Raw genomic sequence first — 16,839 nt, 5'->3', positions numbered from 1 at the left:
CATGACCGTCGTCCGTACCGGCCCGACGTTCTCCATCCAGGAGATTCCGTTCAGCTACCACGGGTCCTGGTTCAGCATCTCGCCGGTGGTGGCAGCGCACACCCACGCACCGGAGCTGCATCTGGTCTCGCACCAGACGGGGATGCATCCGGTGCTCCGGCTGACGCCTTCGGCTGACACCACGGTGACGGCCAGCGCGGCGCTGCTGAGCTGGCGCAACCGCACCGGACAGATCGAGTTGACCTACGACGGCCGGGACACCGTGCGGTTGCGCGGTCGCGGAATCGGTCTGCGGATCGCCGCCGCCCGGGACACCCTCACCCCGTTCAGCGGGACCTACCTCTTCCACGACCCAGTCGATGACTCGTACGTCTTCACCTCGTACGAGACCGGCCGCCGCTACCGGGTCACCTCACTTCGCGGCCACCCGCGTGCCGAGGGCGTCGAAGCGCTCGGCACCGCCGAGCGGGTCGTGGAGCTGCCAGCCGACCAGCCGTGGGAGATCGCTGTCGAGGAGTACGAGTCGGCCCGCCGCCGCTACCCGGGCGACCGTGACTTCGATCAGCTCGTGAGGTCGACGGCGGCCGAGTTCGCCAGCTTCGTCGACCGGGTGGCGCCCTGGCGCAGCTCCGAGACTCCCGCTGCCGAACTGGCCGCGTACGTGCTGTGGTCGGCGACTGTCGCGCCTGGCGGTTTCCTCACCCGGCCAGCCGTGCTGATGTCCAAGCACTGGATGAACAAGGTGTGGAGCTGGGACCACTGCTTCAATGCCCTGGCCCTGGCCGAGGCGGACGCCGAGCTGGCCTGGCACCAGTTCCACCTCCCCTTCGACCATCAGGACCCTACGGGTGCGTTGCCGGACTCCGTCGCCCACTCGGAGGTGCTGTACAACTACGTCAAGCCGCCGGTGCACGGCTGGGCGTTGCGGCAGCTGCGGCAGCGGCTGTCCCGGCCACTGTCGCGTGCCGAACTGGCTGACATGTACCGCCGGCTCGCCCGCTGGACGACCTTCTGGCTCGACCAACGCCGGGTATCCGGGCACCACCTGCCGCACTACCAGCACGGCAACGACAGTGGGTGGGACAACGCGACAACCTTCGACGGTGATCGGACCGTCGAGACACCGGATCTCGCCGCTCTGCTGCTGGTGCAGCTGCGTCAGCTCGCGGACCTGGCCGCCGAACTGCACCTGCCTGAGGAAGTGGGGCAGTGGAGCCGCACCGCGAGCCAGGTCCGAGGTGACCTGCTGAGTGAACTCTGGGACGGCCAGCGGTTCGTGGCCCGGAGTGCCAGGACCGGTCGGCCGAGGTCGAGCACGAGTCTGCTCGACCTCATGCCCATCGTGCTCGGTGCCGACCTGCCCGCCGAGGTGAGCGCCGGGCTCGCCGGTGGTCTCAAGCGTCATCTGACCGCGCACGGCCTCGCCACCGAGCCTGTCGACTCGCCGTGCTACGCCGCCGACGGCTACTGGCGTGGTCCGATCTGGGCACCGGCCACCGTACTGATCGAGGACGGCCTGCGCCGGGCCGGACACACCGGGTTTGCCGATGAGATCAGCCACCGGTTCCGTGCCCTGTGCGAGAAGTCCGGTTTCGCCGAGAACTTCGACGCCGAGACCGGCGCGGGCCTGCGCGACCGGGCGTACACCTGGACCGCCAGCAGCTACCTCATCCTCGCCGCCGCCCACGAACGCCGTCGCCCGCACCACCCACCTGGTTGATCAAGAAGTTTTCGTCGCGCCGCGCGGCCGGGCACGGCGAGAACCTCTTGATCAACGCTGCGGTCGGGGGTCGGAGGTCGGGGGTGGGGCGGTGCTGGCTCTCAGCGAGACGGGTGGGTGGTAGAGGTGGTGGCGGGGGGCGGCGGTGGGGGCGGCGATCCGTTCGAGCAGCAGCGCCACGGCTTCGGCCCCCATCTCCAGGGTGGGCACGTCCGCCGCTGTCAACGGTGGGCGGAAGTCCTCGGCCCAGTGCGCGGCGGCGACCCCGACGACGGAGAAGTCGCGGGGCACCAGCCTGCCCTCGGCCTGCAGGGCCCGCTGTACGCCGGGCAGGGCGGCCTCGTTGATCGTGGCAACGGCGGTGACCTCCGGACGGGTGGTCAGCAGCCGGCTCATGGCGGCCTCGCCGGCGGGCGCGTCGTCGCCGCAGCACAGGTCGACGCCGGTCAGTCCGCGTTCGGCCACCGCGTGGGAGAACCCGGCCAGGGCGCGGTGCCCGGGTCCGTAGCCGGCGGCCACCAGTTCGGCCGAGCGGTTCACCAGGGCGACGTGCCGGTGGCCCAGGTCGGCCAGATGGTGCACACACCTGGCGATCAGACCCTCGTAGTCGACGTCGACCCAGCTGGTGCCGGTCGGCTCGGCCGTGCGCCCGATGGTCACGAAGGGCAGGCGACTCTGCCGCAGCCGGGTGACCCGGTCGTCCTCCAGCCGGATCTCCATGAGGATCACCCCGTCCACCCGGCGCCCGGTCACGATCCGCTCGAACGACCTGTCGTGGTCGCCGCCGGACGGGGAGAGCAGCACGTCCAGGTCGGCGCGGGCGGCGGCCTCGACCACGCTGGCGACGAAGCCGAGCTGCATGTCGGTCAGGCGCTGGCTGGCCGGGGGGATGACCAGGCCGAGGGTACGGGTACGGCCCTCCTTCAACGCCCGGGCGTTCGCGTTGGGGCGGTAGTCCAACTCGTCGATGACGGCCTGGATCCGCTGCCGGGTCGGTTCCGACACCGCCCGCTTGCCGCTCAACACGTACGACACGGTGCTGCGGGACACGCCCGCGCGGCGGGCGATCTCCCCGATGTTCATCCCGCTCCTCGCAGTCGAATCGATTCACCCAGGTTATGAGGGGTGCCGGGCAGGGTCAACGTCGCCGGGCAGCGCGGGGGGATCGATCGCCCGACTCCGTGCCGTCAGGTCGCCCCACAGGCTGACGTCACGCGCTCAGCATGCTCCGGGCCTTGGCGAGGTCACCTAGGAGTTCCCGCAGCGACGCGACGATCGCCGCTTCGAGCTCCGGGCTCAGCCGGCTGACCGGGACCGAGACGCTCACCGCGTCGACAGCCGGGCGGGCCAGCGGTACGGCCATCGCGACGCAGCGGATGCCCTCGGCGTTCTCCTCCTGGTCGACCGCGTGGCCGGTGGTCCGCACCGCCGCGAGGGCGGCGTGCAGGGCCTCGGGGTCGGTGACCGTGTGTGGCGTGAGACGGGCCAGCGGCCAGGTCAGCATCCGGTCGACCTCCTGGTCCGGATGCTCGGCCAGTAGGGCCTTGCCCAATGCGGTGGCGTGTGCCGGGAGTCGGCGGCCGATCGCGCTGTACAGCCGCAGGCGGTGCACCGACTCCCGTTTGGCGAGGTAGACGACCTGGTCGCCGTCGAGTCGGCCGAGATGGACGGCTTCACCGAAGCGGCGGGACAACTCATCCAGCACGCCGGCCAGCAGACCGATCCGGTCGTCCCCGTCGAGGTAGGCGGCTCCTACCCGGAGGGCGCGCAGACCGAGCCGGAACCGGCTGCCGGTCTCGTCGGTGCGTACCCAGCCGCGGCTGGTCAACGTGCGCAGCAGGCCGTGCAGGCTGCTCTTCGGGATGCCGAGGGCGCGGGCCAGGTCACCCAGCGCCCAAGCCTGTGGGTGATCGGCGAGCAGTTCGAGCAGGTCGAGAGTGCGCCCGGCCGACTTCACGGGCTGGAAGTCCTCGGGTGCGGTGGACACGGGGCCACTCTAGCGAAGGGTGCCGGCCTCCAGTAAGGTCACGTACGTGACCAACGTTCATAGTTCTGAACAATTGCCTGTCGGTCGGGTGCTGCCAGTGGTGGTTCTCGACGACGCACGGCTCGCCGACCCGCTCGGCGACGCCCTGGTCAAGGGCGGTCTGACCGCCGTCGAGGTGACCCTGCGTACCGCCGCCGGGCTGGACGCCATCGCGGCGCTCGCCGCCCGCGACGACCTGACCGTCGGCGCCGGCACGGTGCTCACCGTCGAGCAGGCAGAGCGCTCGATCGCAGCCGGTGCCCGGTTCGTGGTGACCCCGGGCTTCGCGCCGGCCGTGGTCCGCGCCTGCCAGCAGGCCGACGTGCCGGTGGTGCCCGGCGCCGCCACCGCCACCGAGATCCAGATGGCCCTCGACGCCGGCCTGAACGTGGTCAAGTTCTTTCCCGCCCAGCAGCTCGGCGGGGCGGCCATGATCAAGGCCCTCGCGGCCCCGTTCCGCGACGTCAGGTTCATCCCGACCGGCGGCATCACCGCCGCGGTGATCGCCGACTACCTGGCCCTGCCGGCGGTCCTGGCGGTCGGGGCGAGCTGGATGGTCTCGGCCGACCTGATCGCCGGCCAGCAGTGGGACGAGATCACCGACCGCACCCGGGAGGCGCTGGCCGCCGCCGGGGGTGCGGCGTGAGTGCGGTGAACCCTCGGCCGAAGGCCGACTGCCACTACGATCTGGTCTCCCTCGGTGAGGTCATGCTGCGGCTCGACCCCGGAGAGGGCCGGGTCCGCACCGCCCGCCAGTTCCGGGCCTGGGAGGGCGGCGGCGAGTACAACGTGGCCCGAGGGCTGCGCCGCTGCTTCGGCCTGCGCACCGCCGTCGTCACCGCGTTCGCCCGCAACGAGGTCGGCCTGCTGCTGGAGGACCTGATCCTCCAGGGCGGTGTCGACACCAGCCTCGTCACCTGGCTGCCGTACGACGGGATCGGCCGCACCGTCCGCAACGGTCTGAACTTCACCGAGCGTGGCTTCGGCGTCCGTGGCGCGGTCGGCACCTCCGACCGGGGCCACTCCGCCGCCAGCCAGCTCAAGCCGGACGACGTCGACTGGGACCACCTCTTCGGCACGCTCGGGGTGCGCTGGCTGCACACCGGCGGCATCTACGCCGCCCTGTCGGAGACGGCCGCGCAGACCGCCGAGGCCGCGATGACCGCCGCCCGTCGACACGGCACCCTCGTCTCGTACGACCTGAACTACCGGCCCAGCCTCTGGAAGGCCGTCGGCGGCCAGGACCGCGCGCGCGAGGTGAACACCCGACTTGCCGGCCTGGTGGACGTGATGATCGGCAACGAGGAGGACTTCACCGCCTGCCTGGGCTTCCCGGTACCGGACACCGACATCCACAGTGGCGCGCTCGACGCCGGCAACTTCAAGGCGATGATCGAAGCCGTCGTGCGGGCGTACCCCAACTTCAAGGTGGTGGCGACCACCCTGCGCGGGGTGCGCAGCGCGACAGTGAACGACTGGGGTGCCGTGGCCTGGGCCGGCGGCGCGTTCGCCGAGGCCACCCACCGACCCGGCCTGGAGATCCTGGACCGGGTCGGCGGCGGCGACAGCTTCGCCTCCGGGCTGATCTACGGCCTGCTCGAACGCGAACGTGACCTGGCGCTCGCGGTGGAGTACGGCGCTGCCCACGGTGCGCTGGCGATGACCACTCCGGGCGACACGTCGATGGCCAGCCTGGCCGAGGTGGAGGCCTTGGTACGCGGAGCCGGTGCCCGGGTGCAACGCTGACCGCGGCCCCGGCTCGGTCCGCTCAGGGGAGCAGGTCGGTCCGGGCGGCACCGGTGGTCGGGTCGAACGGGTAGGAGAGGTGCTGGTGCACCAGCCGCCAGCCGCCGTCGCGTCGGGCGAACACCCGGGTACCGCGCGACCAGCTCTCGACTGTCGCGGCACCGGGCGGGGTGACCCGTACCCGGTTCAGGCCCCAGGACACGGCGAGATCCCCGTCGACCACGAGCGTCTGGTCAGGCACCTCCCAGCTCACCGCGCCGTCACCGGAGGCGTCGAGGCCGGCCCGGCAGACCTCGCGTACCGCCGGTTCGCCGACGTACCGCAGCGGTGCCTCGTGCTCGTACGACACGACATCGGTGGCGATCGGCTCCATCAGGGCGTCGAGGTCCTTCGCCGCTGTCGCGGCGAACCACCGCTCGTGCAGCGCGTGCAGTTCCCGCTCGTCGGAGGCGGAGTCCCGGTCGGGTGCCGGGTCGAGGGCGAACGAATGATGCTCGTGGGTGACCACCCAGCGGTCGTCGTGGCGGCGTAGGCCCAAGGTGAGGCGCAACCGTCGGTCGGGGGCCTCGGCCAGGTCGTCAGGCGTGCCGCAGCGCAGCAGGGCGTACGCGAACGCCACGTCGTCACCGGCCGTGACGTCGAGCGACTCGATCTCGAACGACGCGCCCTGGGCCTGCCACCGGAAGAACGGCGGCCAGGTCTGCCGGTAGGCGTCGATTCCGCGTACCCCCTGCTGTGGCGGCGGCACGTCGAACATCACGATGTCCTCGGCGTGGTCGGCGAGCACCGAGGCGAGATCCCCCTGGTGTACCGCCCTGGCCCAACGTTCGATCAGCTCGCGGATCTGTTCCTCGTTCGTGGTCATGCTCGGCTCGGTCCTTCCGGCGTCGATCGGGTCCGTCACACCTACAACCCCGGCCGGAACGGAAACTCACCGCCGCGCGGCGAACTCGTCTCCGGCGAGTCGGTCAGGCAGGCCGAAAGCCGGGAACGGGGCGTCGAGGAAGGAGACCACCTCGGTGACCCGGGCACCGTCCAGCGCCAGCAGGTCCAGGCCCGCCGGCAGGTAACTCGCCCGGTCGTCGTCCCAGCGGTACGTGCCGAACGCGAGCTGCCCGTTCGCCCGAGCCGGCAGGAACCGCCAGCGGTGCGACAGCACCGCCTCGACGAGAAAACCGCGGATCGCGTCACGGCCCTGGTACCAGGCCCGCTGCGGCGGCATCGAGTACCGCGCCTCCTCGGTCAACATCGCCACCAGGGTCTCGACGTCACCGCCCTCCCAGGCCGCCGCGTACCGGCGGGCCAGCTCCCGCCGCGCCGGGTCGCCGAGGGTGCCCAGGGTCCGTTGCTGAGTCCGGTCCGGCAGCCGGCCCGCGAGCACCGCGCGGGCCCGCCGCAACGCGCTGTTGACCGCCACGACAGTGGTGTCCAGCAGGTCGGCGACCTCGCGGGCCGGGAAGTCGAGCACGTCGCGCAGCAGCAGGACCGCGCGTTGCCGGGCCGACAGGTGTTGCAACGCGGCGACGAACGCCAGCTCCACACTCTCCCGGGCGATCACCCGCGCCGCCGGGTCCAGGTGGTCGGCCCAGGCCATCAGCCGATCCGGGTACGGCTGCAACCACGCCACCTCGGTCGCCGGAGCCGCGTCCGGACGCAGGGCGGCGGGCAGTTCACGGCGGCGTCGCCGCGCGGCCAGCGTCAACGCCCGGTTCGTCGCGATCCGGTACAGCCAGGGCCGGATCCCGGAGTGGTCGTCGAGGCGGTCCAGCGCACGCCAGGCCCGATCCAACGTCTCCTGCACCGCGTCCTCCGCCTCGTGCAGCGAGCCCAGGATCCGGTAGCAGTGCGCCCGCAACTCGTCCCGCACGGGCCCCACGAGACGACCGAAGGCCACACCGTCACCGGCCAGCGCCGCCGCCAGCAGCTCCGCGTCCGACCCATCCGCCCGTCGCGCCGGTGTGCGATCCAGCTCCACCGGGGCCAGGCTACGCCGGCAGAGCTGGCATGCTGTCGCGGTGTCCACCGATCAGCACCGCGCGATGCTCAGCAGCTGCCTGGACGGTCTGACCGAGGAGCAGGCGCGTCGGTCGTTGGTGCCGTCCCGGACCACCCTGCTGGGGCTGGTGAAGCACGCCACGTTCGTGGAGAAGGTCTGGTTCGACGAGGCGGTCACCGGCCGGTCGCGCGCCGACATCGGCATCCCCGCGACGCCTGACGAGTCGTTCGTGCTCGACGACTCGGACACCATCGACGGCGTACGGCGGGCACACCGGGAAGCCTGCGCCGCCGCCCGCCGCGCCACCGCGGCTCTCGACCTGGACGACCTGTTGCCCGGCAACCGTCGCGGACCGTTGCCGCTGCGCTGGGTCTACCTGCATGTGCTGCGCGAACTCGCCCAGCACTGCGGACACGCCGAGATTCTCCGCGAGCAGATCCTCGCCGAGTAGTGGTCCTCACCGCACCGGCACAGCGACGCGCTGTCCCGGCCGGACGGGCGTCGTCAGATCGCCTCCGTCCGCCCGTCCAGGCGTCCGGGTGCCCGGCCGTGCGAAGATGCGCCGTGTGGTGATCGCTGCTGACCAGCGGCGACCGGTGGACCGGTCCGTCGGGCGGGTCCTTTGCAACCCGGATTCATCGTCGGGACCGGCCTTCGGCGTGGTGGGCGGCCAGTCATGCGGTTCGTGACCCGGCGACCCGCCTGGCAGCGACGGGGTGACCGGTTCCGGCATCCGGCACAGATGATCGCCGTCGGGTTCGCCGTGGCGATCGCGGTGGGCACCGGCCTGCTGTCCCTACCGTGGGCGACCCGATCCGGACACCGCACCGGGTTGGTGGACGCCCTTTTCACCGCCACCTCGGCGGTGTGCGTCACCGGCCTGGTCACCGTCGACACCGGCAGCTACTGGTCCGGCTTCGGGCAGGCGGTCATCCTGCTGCTCATTCAGATCGGCGGGCTTGGGATCATGACCCTGGCCACGTTGTTCACCGTGCTGCTGTCACGCCGGCTCGGGCTGCGTGCCCGTTTTCTCGCTCAAGCGGAGACCAAGAGCCTCAACCTGGGTGACGTACGCGGCGTGGTGCGCCGCATCGTCGTGTTCAGCCTGGTCAGCGAGGTTGTCGTCGCCACGCTGCTCACGATCCGTTTCGCCACCGCGTACGAGCGTCCGTTCGGTACGGCGCTCTACGAGGGCGTCTTCCACGCGATCTCCGCGTTCAACAACGCCGGCTTCTCCACCTACGCCGACAGCCTGATGGGTTACGTGGCCGACCCCTGGATCACCCTGACCGTCACGGCGGCCGTCATCCTCGGTGGGCTGGGATTCCCGGTCGTCTTCGAACTGGCCCGCTCCTGGCGCCACCCTTCGTACTGGTCGGTGACGACCCGGATAACCGTCACGCTCACCGTCGCGTTGCTGGCCCTCGGCACCGTGGTGTTCACCCTCGCCGAGTACTCGAACCCGGGCACGTTCGGCCCGCTGAACGACCCCAGAAACTGCTGGCTGGGTTCTTCGCCTCCGCGATGACCCGTACCGCCGGTTTCAACAGCGTCGACATCGGGGCGATGCGGCCGGAAAGTCTGCTCGCCAGCGACGTGCTGATGTTCATCGGTGGCGGCAGCGCGGGCACGGCCGGCGGTATCAAGATCACCACCTTCGGGCTGCTCGCGTTCGTGCTGTGGTCCGAGATGCGCGGCGAGACCCAGGTCAACGTCGGTCATCGCCGGATCCCCGCTAGCAACCAACGCCAGGCCCTCGCGATCGTCCTGCTCAGCGCCGGTGCGGTGGCTGTGGCCACCTTCATCCTCCTGGCGATCACCCCGCACCGGCTCGACGCGGTCCTGTTTGAGGTGATCTCCGCCTTCGGTACCGTCGGCCTGTCCACCGGCATCACAGGTGACCTGCCACCACAGGCCAATGTCCTGCTCGTGCTGCTGATGTTCGCGGGCAGGATCGGACCGCTCACCCTCGCATCTGCGCTGGCGCTGCGCGAGCGCAACCGGCGTTTCGAACTACCAGAGGAGAGGACGATCGTTGGCTGACATCCGTAACGAGCCGGTCGTCGTGATCGGCCTGGGCCGTTTCGGCAGCGCCCTGGCTCTTGAACTGGCCAAGCGAGGCACGGAGGTGCTCGGCATCGACAGTCAGCCGAAGACCGTGCAGAGTCTCGTCGGGCAACTTCCGCACGTGATCACCGCGGACTCGACCGACATCGAGGCGTTGCGGCAACTAGGTGTCGGCGACTTCCACCGGGCGGTCGTGGCGATCGGCACGGACATCCAGGCCAGCATCCTGACCACCAGTCTGCTCTCGGAGCTCGGCATCCCCGACATCTGGGCCAAAGCCGTGAGCGGGCAGCACCGCAACATCCTGACTCGCGTCGGCGCCCACCACGTCATCGCGCCGGAGCACGACATGGGTGAACGCACTGCCCACCTGCTCACCGGCCGCATCCTCGACTACGTCGAGGTGGACGCGGACTTCGCGGTCATCAAGACCAAGCCCCCGCGCGACGTGGTCGGCATGCCGCTTCGCGAGTCGCGCCTCCGCAGTCGGTGGGGGGTGACAGTGGTGGCGGTGAAGCCGGAGGTCGCCATCGGTGGCCGTCATCCCGGCTTCACCCACGCGACCCCGGACACCGTGCTGGCCTACGGCGATCTGATCCTGGTCGTCGGTCCGGTCGACAACGTAGAACGATTCGCTGCCGCCGAGTAAGCGCTGTGCGCCGACCACGCGGCCCGGCTCCTCGGCCGGCCAGGACCCGGCGACACGACCGGCTTGTCGCCGTGGGTTGTCGGACGCGGCCACTATCCTCACGCGTCGTGACCTCACAGCTGAACGAGATGCCGGCGGAGCTGTCGGAATTGTTCGTGGATGCCACGGCGCGCCCTCGGGCGCTGACCGAGCCGCTCCCGCCCGGCCGGACGGTACGCGGCGACGAGGGCGACGCCGATCGGCCCACGCTGTGGCTCAGTGACGACCCGGCCCCGGCCGGTCTCTGGTCGCGGTTGCACGCGGCGCACCCGCAGTCGGGCTTGTGGCCGTTGCTGCTCGACGGCTACGACGGTGCGCCGACCCGTCCATGGGACGATGGCGAGTTCTGGCCCGACCGGGTGTCGTCGCCCACCGAGCACGATCCGGAGCGACTGCTGGCCGGCTGGTGGGCTGGCCAGACCGCCCCCTACGACGGCGACGACCAGCTGTCCAACGACCGGCGGGCCGCCGTGACCGCCCCGTACGGGCGGGACTGGCCGGGGCTGGCACCGCCCGGCGAGCCGTGGACGACGCCGGAGCGGCACGCGGACCACTGGGCCGAGCAGCTCTCGCTGGCCCAACCGGCGATGCGCCTCGGGCTGGTCCCCGCCGAGCGGGGCAGCGACGCCCTGGCCGTCCTGGGCTGGCAGGGTGCGGTCAACCACACGAACGATCCCGGGCGGCTGTCGGCCGTGCTGCGCAGCTGGGAGGACCGGTTCGGGGTCCGGGTGATCGGGGTCGGGTTCGCCGAGCTGTATCTGAGCGTCGCCGCGCCCCCGGAGGAAACCGGCGAGGCGTTGCGGGTGGCCGCCGAGCACTTCGCCTTCTGCCCCGACAACGTGTGGCAGGGGCAGCGGCCGTGCACCCTCGCCGCCTACGCCGAACGGATCGTCGACGCGCCGACCTGGGCGTTCTGGTGGGACTGACAAACGCCCCTCAGTGCGCGGGGTCGCCCTGACCGGGCAGCGTGAGCGTCACCAGGAAGGCCGCGTGGTCGGTGGTCCGTTCCATGCTCACCGACCTGGTGGCGTCGATCCGCAGGTCCGCCGTGGCCATGAACTGCTGCACCCCGCCGTCGTGCCGGTGGCGGTAGTCCGCCGGCACGCAGGACCGCACGTCTGGCGTGCCGCCGTGGCGCAGGTTGAGGTCGCCGCTGACCACTGTGGGGCGGTAGCGACCGTCGGCGTGCAGTTGCGGGATGGCCGTGCCGACCAGGTGTGCGCACTGGGCGAGCGCCAGGGTCGAGCTGGTGTACGCCAGGTGCGTGGTGCAGGCGAGGAAGAGGGTGCTGGCTTCCACGCAGAGCCAGGCCCGCTGCTCGGGGTCGGCCGGGTCCTGGGCCGGGTAGATCCCGGCGTGCACCTCGTGGTCGGCGGCGGGTGCCGGGATGTGCGTCAGCACCCCGACGCCGTACTGCTGGCCGTTGACGCAGCGGTACGGTTCGCCGGTACGGCCGTTGCGCGCGGGTTGGAAGGCCGCCGCCACAGTGCCGTCGTGCACGTCGGTCATCGCCCGCTCCAGCATGTCCACGTCGCCGGAGCAGATCTCGTTGAGGGTGACGATGTCGGGGGCCTCGGCCCGGATCACCTGGGCGGCCCGGGCCACCGATCGACCGGTGTAGCAGCCGGTGGCCATGCCGCTGTTGCACAGGTTCAGTTGGAGCACCCGCAGCGGCGCGGGAGCGGCCGGTTCGACGACCGAGCAGCCGACAAGCGACGCGGCGACCGAGACCAGAGCGACGGCGGCGGCAAGCAGCGAACGGGGGACGCGGATCGGACGAGAAACCATGCACCAGCCCTGGGCTCGCGGAGGGGCTGAAAGTGTATCCGTACCGGCGGGACGGAGGTCAGGTTCGCAGCGGGTACGGGATGAAGGTGCTGCGGTTCTCGTCCACGTCCAGCTGCCGGCTGATCGGTGGGGCGGCCCGCTGTGGGCAGGTCATTCGCTCGCAGGTCTTGCAGCCGGGCCCGATCGGGGTCGCCGCCTCGGCCGCGTGCAGGTCCATTCCGGTGGAGTAGACGAGCCGGCTGGCGTGCCGCACCTCGCAGCCCAGCCCGATGGCGTACACCTTGCCGGGTTGGCCGTAGCCGCCGTGGTGCCGGGTGATGGTGCGGGCGATCCACAGGTAGCGCTGCCCGTCCGGCATGGCGGCGACCTGGGTGACCACCCGCCCCGGCGCCCCGAACGCCTCGTACACCGTCCACAGCGGACAGGTACCGCCGGTGCGGGAGAACGGGAAGCCGGTGGCCGACTGGCGCTTCGACATGTTGCCGGCCCGGTCGACCCGGACGAAGGAGAACGGCACGCCCCGCGCCCGGGGTCGCTGCAGGGTGCTGAGCCGGTGGCAGACCGTCTCCCAGCCCATCGCGTAGTGCTGGGTGAGCAGGTCGATGTCGTAACGACGCTGCTCGGCGGCGGCCAGGAAGTGTTCGTACGGCAGGATCAGCGCCGCCGCGAAGTAGTTGGCCAGGCCGACCCGGGTGAGGATCTGGGTCTGCGCGTCGTCGAACTCCTCCGACTCGACGATCTCGTCGATGACGTCGGCGAACTCCAGCAGCGCGATCTGCGCCGCCATCCGCATCGCCTCCTGCCCGGCGCGCAGCGACGTGGACAGGTGCAGGGTGCGGGTCTGCGGGCGGTACCGGTGCAGTTCACCACCGAGTGCGGCGGCGTCCTCGCGGGTGACGTGGACGCCGTGCCGCTGCGCCAACCTGTCGCGCAGCAGGGCGCGGACCTCGCCGCGACGCAGCGCCATCCGTCCGGCCAGCCGCTCGGCCTCCTCGTCGAGGTCCGGTACGTAGTTCTGCCGCCGGTAGAAGAACTCAGTTACCTGGTCGTGCGGGCTGCGACCGATCCGCTCCCGGTCACCGACCAGCTCGGCGAGCTGCTCGTCGGCCTGCTGGTAGCGGCGGTGCAGCTCGATGACCGCCGCGGCGACCTCCGGCAGCCGGGTGGCCAGTTCGGTGAGTTCGGTAAGCCCGGCGCGTCCCGGCAGCGCCTCGCGCAGCCCGGCGACCAGCCGGGGGGTGTCGTGCGCGGCGAACACCGTCGGGTCGACGCCGAACAGCTCGGTGATGCGTAACAGCACCGGAACGGTAAGTGGTCGGCTGTCGTGCTCGATCTGGTTGAGATAGCTCGGGGAAATGCTGAGATGCCGGGCCAGTTCCGTCTGGCTGAGCCCACGCTCCTCGCGCATCCGGCGCAGCCGGGCCCCGGCGAACGTCCTGGCGACGGCCCTCACCTCCCTGGTCCGGCGTTCTGGTCCGGCCACATTAGCACCGCTGCGAATAGGCGCTTTCACAACTTTGCAAAATCGCGTGTTGACTTTTCAATAATTGGCTTTTTCCGTCTCTCGACCATCTCCGGTATGCCGTGTGACCGTGGCTGCACACCCGGCGGCCGGCGTCTCGCGCAGCGTCACCAGGTGACGACGGAATTCGAAGGGAATGAGCGACGATGGTTACCGCGGTCGAGCAGTTGCAGCACGAATGGGACACCAACCCCCGCTGGCGGGGTGTGCGGCGCAGCTACCGCGCCGAGGACGTGGTTCGGTTGCGTGGCGCGATCCAGGAGGAACACACCCTGGCCCGGCACGGCGCGAACCGGCTGTGGCGGCTGTTGAACAGTGAGGACTACATCCACGCCCTCGGTGCCCTCACCGGCAACCAGGCCGTGCAGATGGTCCGGGCCGGGCTCAAGGCGATCTACCTGTCCGGCTGGCAGGTGGCCGCCGACGCGAACCTGGCCGGGCACACCTACCCCGACCAGAGCCTCTACCCGGCCAACTCGGTGCCCGCGGTGGTGCGACGGATCAACAACGCGTTGCTGCGCGCCGCGCAGATCACCACCGTCGAGGGCGACACCTCAGGCATCGACTGGTTGGCGCCGATCGTCGCCGACGCCGAGGCCGGCTTCGGCGGCGTGCTCAACGCGTACGAGCTGATGAACGCGATGATCGCGGCCGGGGCCGCCGGGGTGCACTGGGAGGACCAGCTCGCCAGCGAGAAGAAGTGCGGTCACCTGGGCGGGAAGGTGCTCATCCCCACCGGCCAGCACATCCGCACCCTTGAGGCGGCACGGCTGGCCGCCGACGTGGCGGGTGTGCCGTCGGTGGTCATCGCCCGCACCGACGCGCAGGCCGCCACCCTGCTCACCACCGACGTCGACGAGCGGGACCAGCCGTTCGTCACCGGCGAGCGTACCGCCGAGGGCTTCTACCGGGTCCGCAACGGCGTCGAGCCGTGCATCGCCCGTGGCCTGGCGTACGCCCCGCACTCCGACCTGCTCTGGATGGAGACCAGCACGCCGGACCTGGAGGTCGCCCGCCGCTTCGCCGAGGCGATCAAGGACGAGTACCCCGACCAGTTGCTCGCCTACAACTGCTCGCCGTCGTTCAACTGGCGTAAGCACCTCGACGACGCGACCATCGCCAAGTTCCAGCGGGAACTCGGCCACATGGGATACAAGTTCCAGTTCATCACCCTGGCCGGCTTCCACGCCCTCAACTACTCGATGTTCGACCTGGCCCGGGGCTACGCGGCCGACGGCATGTCGGCGTACGTGTCGCTCCAGGAGCGCGAGTTCGCCGCCGAGCCGGCGGGCTACACCGCGGTCAAGCACCAGCGGGAGGTGGGCACCGGCTATTTCGACCTGATCAGCACGGTGCTCAACCCGGCCGCCGAGACCACCGCCCTGCGTGGCTCCACCGAAGAGGAGCAGTTCGCATGAGACACGAGATCATCGGCCCGATGGCCGAACGCTTCGACGAGGTCCTCACGCCCGAGGCACTGGCGTTCCTGGTCGCGCTGGACAGCGAGTTCGCCGCCCGCCGGGTGGCTCTGCTGGACACCCGCCGCGCCCGCCGCGACCGCTACGCCACCGGTCAGCTGCCCGACTTCCTGCCGGAGACCGCAGCGGTCCGCGACGATCCGACCTGGCAGGTGGCCGCGCCCGCACCCGGCCTGGAGGACCGGCGGGTCGAGATCACCGGACCGCCGGACCGCAAGATGACGATCAACGCGTTGAACTCCGGCGCCAAGGTGTGGCTCGCCGACTTCGAGGACGCCACCGCGCCGACCTGGCAGAACGTCATCGGTGGTCAGCTCAACCTGATCGACGCCCTGGACCGCCGGATCGACTTCACCGACGCCCGGGGCAAGCGGTACGCGCTCGGCGACGACCTGGCCACGATCGTGGTCCGGCCGCGCGGCTGGCACCTGGTGGAGAAGGGCATCGTGGTGGACGGGCGGCCGATCTCGGCCAGCCTCGTCGACTTCGGGCTGTACCTGTTCCACTGCGCCCGGCGGCAGCTCGACGCCGGCAAGGGTCCGTACTTCTACCTGCCGAAGCTGGAGGGCCACCGCGAGGCGCGGTTGTGGAATGACGTCTTCGTCTTCGCCCAGCGTTACCTGGGCCTGCCACAGGGCACCATCCGGGCGACCACGCTCATCGAGACGATCACCGCCGCGTTCGAGATGGAGGAGATCCTCTACGAGCTGCGCGAGCACTCGGCGGGCCTGAACGCCGGCCGGTGGGACTACATCTTCAGCGTCATCAAGAACTTCGGTCAGTGGCCGGACTTCGTCCTGCCGGACCGCGCCGAGGTGACGATGACTGTGCCGTTCATGCGGGCGTACACCGAGCTGCTGGTGCGGACCTGCCACCGGCGCGGGGCGCACGCGATCGGCGGGATGGCCGCCTTCGTCCCGGCGCGTGATCCGCAGGTCAACGAGGTGGCGTTGAGCAAGGTGCGGGCGGACAAGCAGCGCGAGGCCGGCGACGGCTTCGACGGCTCCTGGGTCGCCCACCCCGGCCTGGTGGCGACCTGCCGGGAGGTCTTCGACGCGGTGCTGGGCGAGCGTCCAAACCAGCTCGACCGACGCCGCGACGAGGTGACGGTCACCGCCGCCGAGCTGCTCTCGGTGGACAAGACCCCGGGCCAGGTCACCGAGGCGGGGGTGCGGGCCAACGTGGCGGTGGCGTTGCGCTACATCGACGCCTGGCTCGGCGGTACGGGCGCGGTGGCGCTGTGGAACCTGATGGAGGACGCCGCCACCGCCGAGATCGCCCGCTGCCAGCTGTGGCAGTGGCTGCACCACGGCACGCCGCTGGCCGGCGGGGGATCGGTGACCGAGGAACTGGTCCGCTCGATGCTCGCCGAGGAACTGGCAGCGGTGACCGAGGGGCGCGGGGAGACCGAGCGGGAACGCGCCGAGCAGGCCGCCCGGATCGTCGAGGAGACCGCGCTCGGCGAGGACCTGCCGTCGTTCTTTACCACCAGCGCGTACGCCCGGCACCTGCGGCCCACCCGGGAGCCGGCCCTGGCGGCTGCCTAGGTCCTGGTCGCGCTCCCTGGCCGGCTGCGAGCCGGCCAGGGAGCGCGGCAGGCATCCTCAGTCGTAATGGCCGTCACGATCCGTACCCACCTCCTGCCCACCCGCCCACCACCCCGCCTGCTTTGCTCTGCTTCAACCCACGCAACGGTTGCACTACGTAGCCGACTGTCGAGCCGAGCTGGCTTCGTCAGCATGAGGAGGCCCAGCTCAGTCGCTATTGCGTTGGTTGAAGCAGAGCAAAGCGTGGAAAGGGGAACCTGA

General features: G+C 70.8%; 14 protein-coding genes and 1 pseudogene. 9 read left to right on the top strand and 6 right to left on the bottom strand.

Annotated features, from left to right (window positions below):
• The first annotated feature begins 1 nt into the window (after position 1).
• Positions 2 to 1,720 carry an amylo-alpha-1,6-glucosidase gene (locus tag Van01_RS20350; protein WP_204009870.1) on the top strand — a complete coding sequence of 573 codons (1,719 nt, stop codon included), beginning with the start codon at positions 2 to 4 and terminating at the stop codon, positions 1,718 to 1,720.
• 51 nt (positions 1,721 to 1,771) lie between these two features.
• Here the strand turns inward: Van01_RS20350 and Van01_RS20345 are convergent, their stop codons facing one another.
• Together Van01_RS20345 and Van01_RS20340 are read right to left on the bottom strand one after the other, a co-directional pair.
• Entirely contained in the window at positions 1,772 to 2,803 is a 1,032-nt protein-coding gene (locus Van01_RS20345) for a LacI family DNA-binding transcriptional regulator (RefSeq protein ID WP_204009867.1), read from the bottom strand.
• 127 nt (positions 2,804 to 2,930) lie between these two features.
• Positions 2,931 to 3,707, bottom strand: a complete 777-nt coding sequence (locus tag Van01_RS20340; RefSeq protein ID WP_204009864.1) for an IclR family transcriptional regulator — start codon at positions 3,705 to 3,707, stop codon at positions 2,931 to 2,933.
• A gap of 46 nt (positions 3,708 to 3,753) precedes the next feature.
• On the opposite strand from Van01_RS20340, the gene eda reads away from it, so the two are divergent.
• The gene (eda, locus tag Van01_RS20335) at positions 3,754 to 4,392 is read left to right on the top strand and encodes a bifunctional 4-hydroxy-2-oxoglutarate aldolase/2-dehydro-3-deoxy-phosphogluconate aldolase (RefSeq protein WP_204009862.1); all 639 of its coding nucleotides are present in this window, start codon (positions 3,754 to 3,756) and stop codon (positions 4,390 to 4,392) included.
• A complete protein-coding gene (locus Van01_RS20330; RefSeq protein ID WP_239099187.1) occupies positions 4,389 to 5,492 on the top strand; it encodes a sugar kinase in 1,104 nt (367 codons plus the stop codon). Before eda ends, Van01_RS20330 begins: the two co-directional genes overlap by 4 nt.
• Positions 5,493 to 5,514: 22 nt before the next feature.
• Here the strand turns inward: Van01_RS20330 and Van01_RS20325 are convergent, their stop codons facing one another.
• Positions 5,515 to 6,357, bottom strand: a complete 843-nt coding sequence (locus Van01_RS20325; protein WP_204009860.1) for a YybH family protein — start codon at positions 6,355 to 6,357, stop codon at positions 5,515 to 5,517.
• A gap of 66 nt (positions 6,358 to 6,423) precedes the next feature.
• Positions 6,424 to 7,467, bottom strand: a complete 1,044-nt coding sequence (locus tag Van01_RS20320; RefSeq protein ID WP_239099186.1) for an RNA polymerase subunit sigma-70 — start codon at positions 7,465 to 7,467, stop codon at positions 6,424 to 6,426.
• A gap of 40 nt (positions 7,468 to 7,507) precedes the next feature.
• Between Van01_RS20320 and Van01_RS20315 the strand changes: the two genes are divergently transcribed.
• The 4 genes and pseudogenes from Van01_RS20315 (at position 7,508) to Van01_RS20300 (ending at position 11,169) form a co-directional block, all read left to right on the top strand.
• Positions 7,508 to 7,939 (top strand): DinB family protein, encoded by a 432-nt coding sequence (locus Van01_RS20315; protein ID WP_239099185.1) that lies wholly within the window; start codon positions 7,508 to 7,510, stop codon positions 7,937 to 7,939.
• A gap of 225 nt (positions 7,940 to 8,164) precedes the next feature.
• A pseudogene (locus tag Van01_RS20310) lies at positions 8,165 to 9,531 on the top strand (TrkH family potassium uptake protein).
• Positions 9,524 to 10,204 carry a potassium channel family protein gene (locus Van01_RS20305; protein WP_204009852.1) on the top strand — a complete coding sequence of 227 codons (681 nt, stop codon included), beginning with the start codon at positions 9,524 to 9,526 and terminating at the stop codon, positions 10,202 to 10,204. Before Van01_RS20310 ends, Van01_RS20305 begins: the two are co-directional and overlap by 8 nt.
• 107 nt (positions 10,205 to 10,311) lie before the next feature.
• Positions 10,312 to 11,169 carry a DUF4253 domain-containing protein gene (locus tag Van01_RS20300; protein WP_204009849.1) on the top strand — a complete coding sequence of 286 codons (858 nt, stop codon included), beginning with the start codon at positions 10,312 to 10,314 and terminating at the stop codon, positions 11,167 to 11,169.
• A gap of 10 nt (positions 11,170 to 11,179) precedes the next feature.
• Here Van01_RS20300 and Van01_RS20295 read toward each other — a convergent pair whose 3' ends face one another.
• Both Van01_RS20295 and Van01_RS20290 read right to left on the bottom strand, forming a co-directional pair.
• Positions 11,180 to 12,031, bottom strand: a complete 852-nt coding sequence (locus tag Van01_RS20295) for an endonuclease/exonuclease/phosphatase family protein (protein WP_204009846.1) — start codon at positions 12,029 to 12,031, stop codon at positions 11,180 to 11,182.
• A gap of 58 nt (positions 12,032 to 12,089) precedes the next feature.
• Positions 12,090 to 13,484 carry a short-chain fatty acyl-CoA regulator family protein gene (locus Van01_RS20290; protein WP_204009843.1) on the bottom strand — a complete coding sequence of 465 codons (1,395 nt, stop codon included), beginning with the start codon at positions 13,482 to 13,484 and terminating at the stop codon, positions 12,090 to 12,092.
• Positions 13,485 to 13,699: 215 nt separating this feature from the next.
• On the opposite strand from Van01_RS20290, the gene aceA reads away from it, so the two are divergent.
• Together aceA and aceB are read left to right on the top strand one after the other, a co-directional pair.
• A complete protein-coding gene (aceA, locus tag Van01_RS20285; protein ID WP_204009840.1) occupies positions 13,700 to 14,971 on the top strand; it encodes an isocitrate lyase in 1,272 nt (423 codons plus the stop codon).
• On the top strand, positions 14,968 to 16,578 hold the full coding sequence (gene aceB, locus Van01_RS20280; protein WP_204009837.1) for a malate synthase A: 1,611 nt from the start codon (positions 14,968 to 14,970) through the stop codon (positions 16,576 to 16,578). Before aceA ends, aceB begins: the two co-directional genes overlap by 4 nt.
• Positions 16,579 to 16,839 lie beyond the last annotated feature (261 nt).

The sequence above is a fragment of the Micromonospora andamanensis genome (assembly GCF_016863495.1).
Taxonomy (GTDB): domain Bacteria; phylum Actinomycetota; class Actinomycetes; order Mycobacteriales; family Micromonosporaceae; genus Micromonospora; species Micromonospora andamanensis.
The sequence above is the reverse complement of the archived record's forward strand: the minus strand, read 5'-3'. Positions and strand labels throughout refer to the sequence as shown.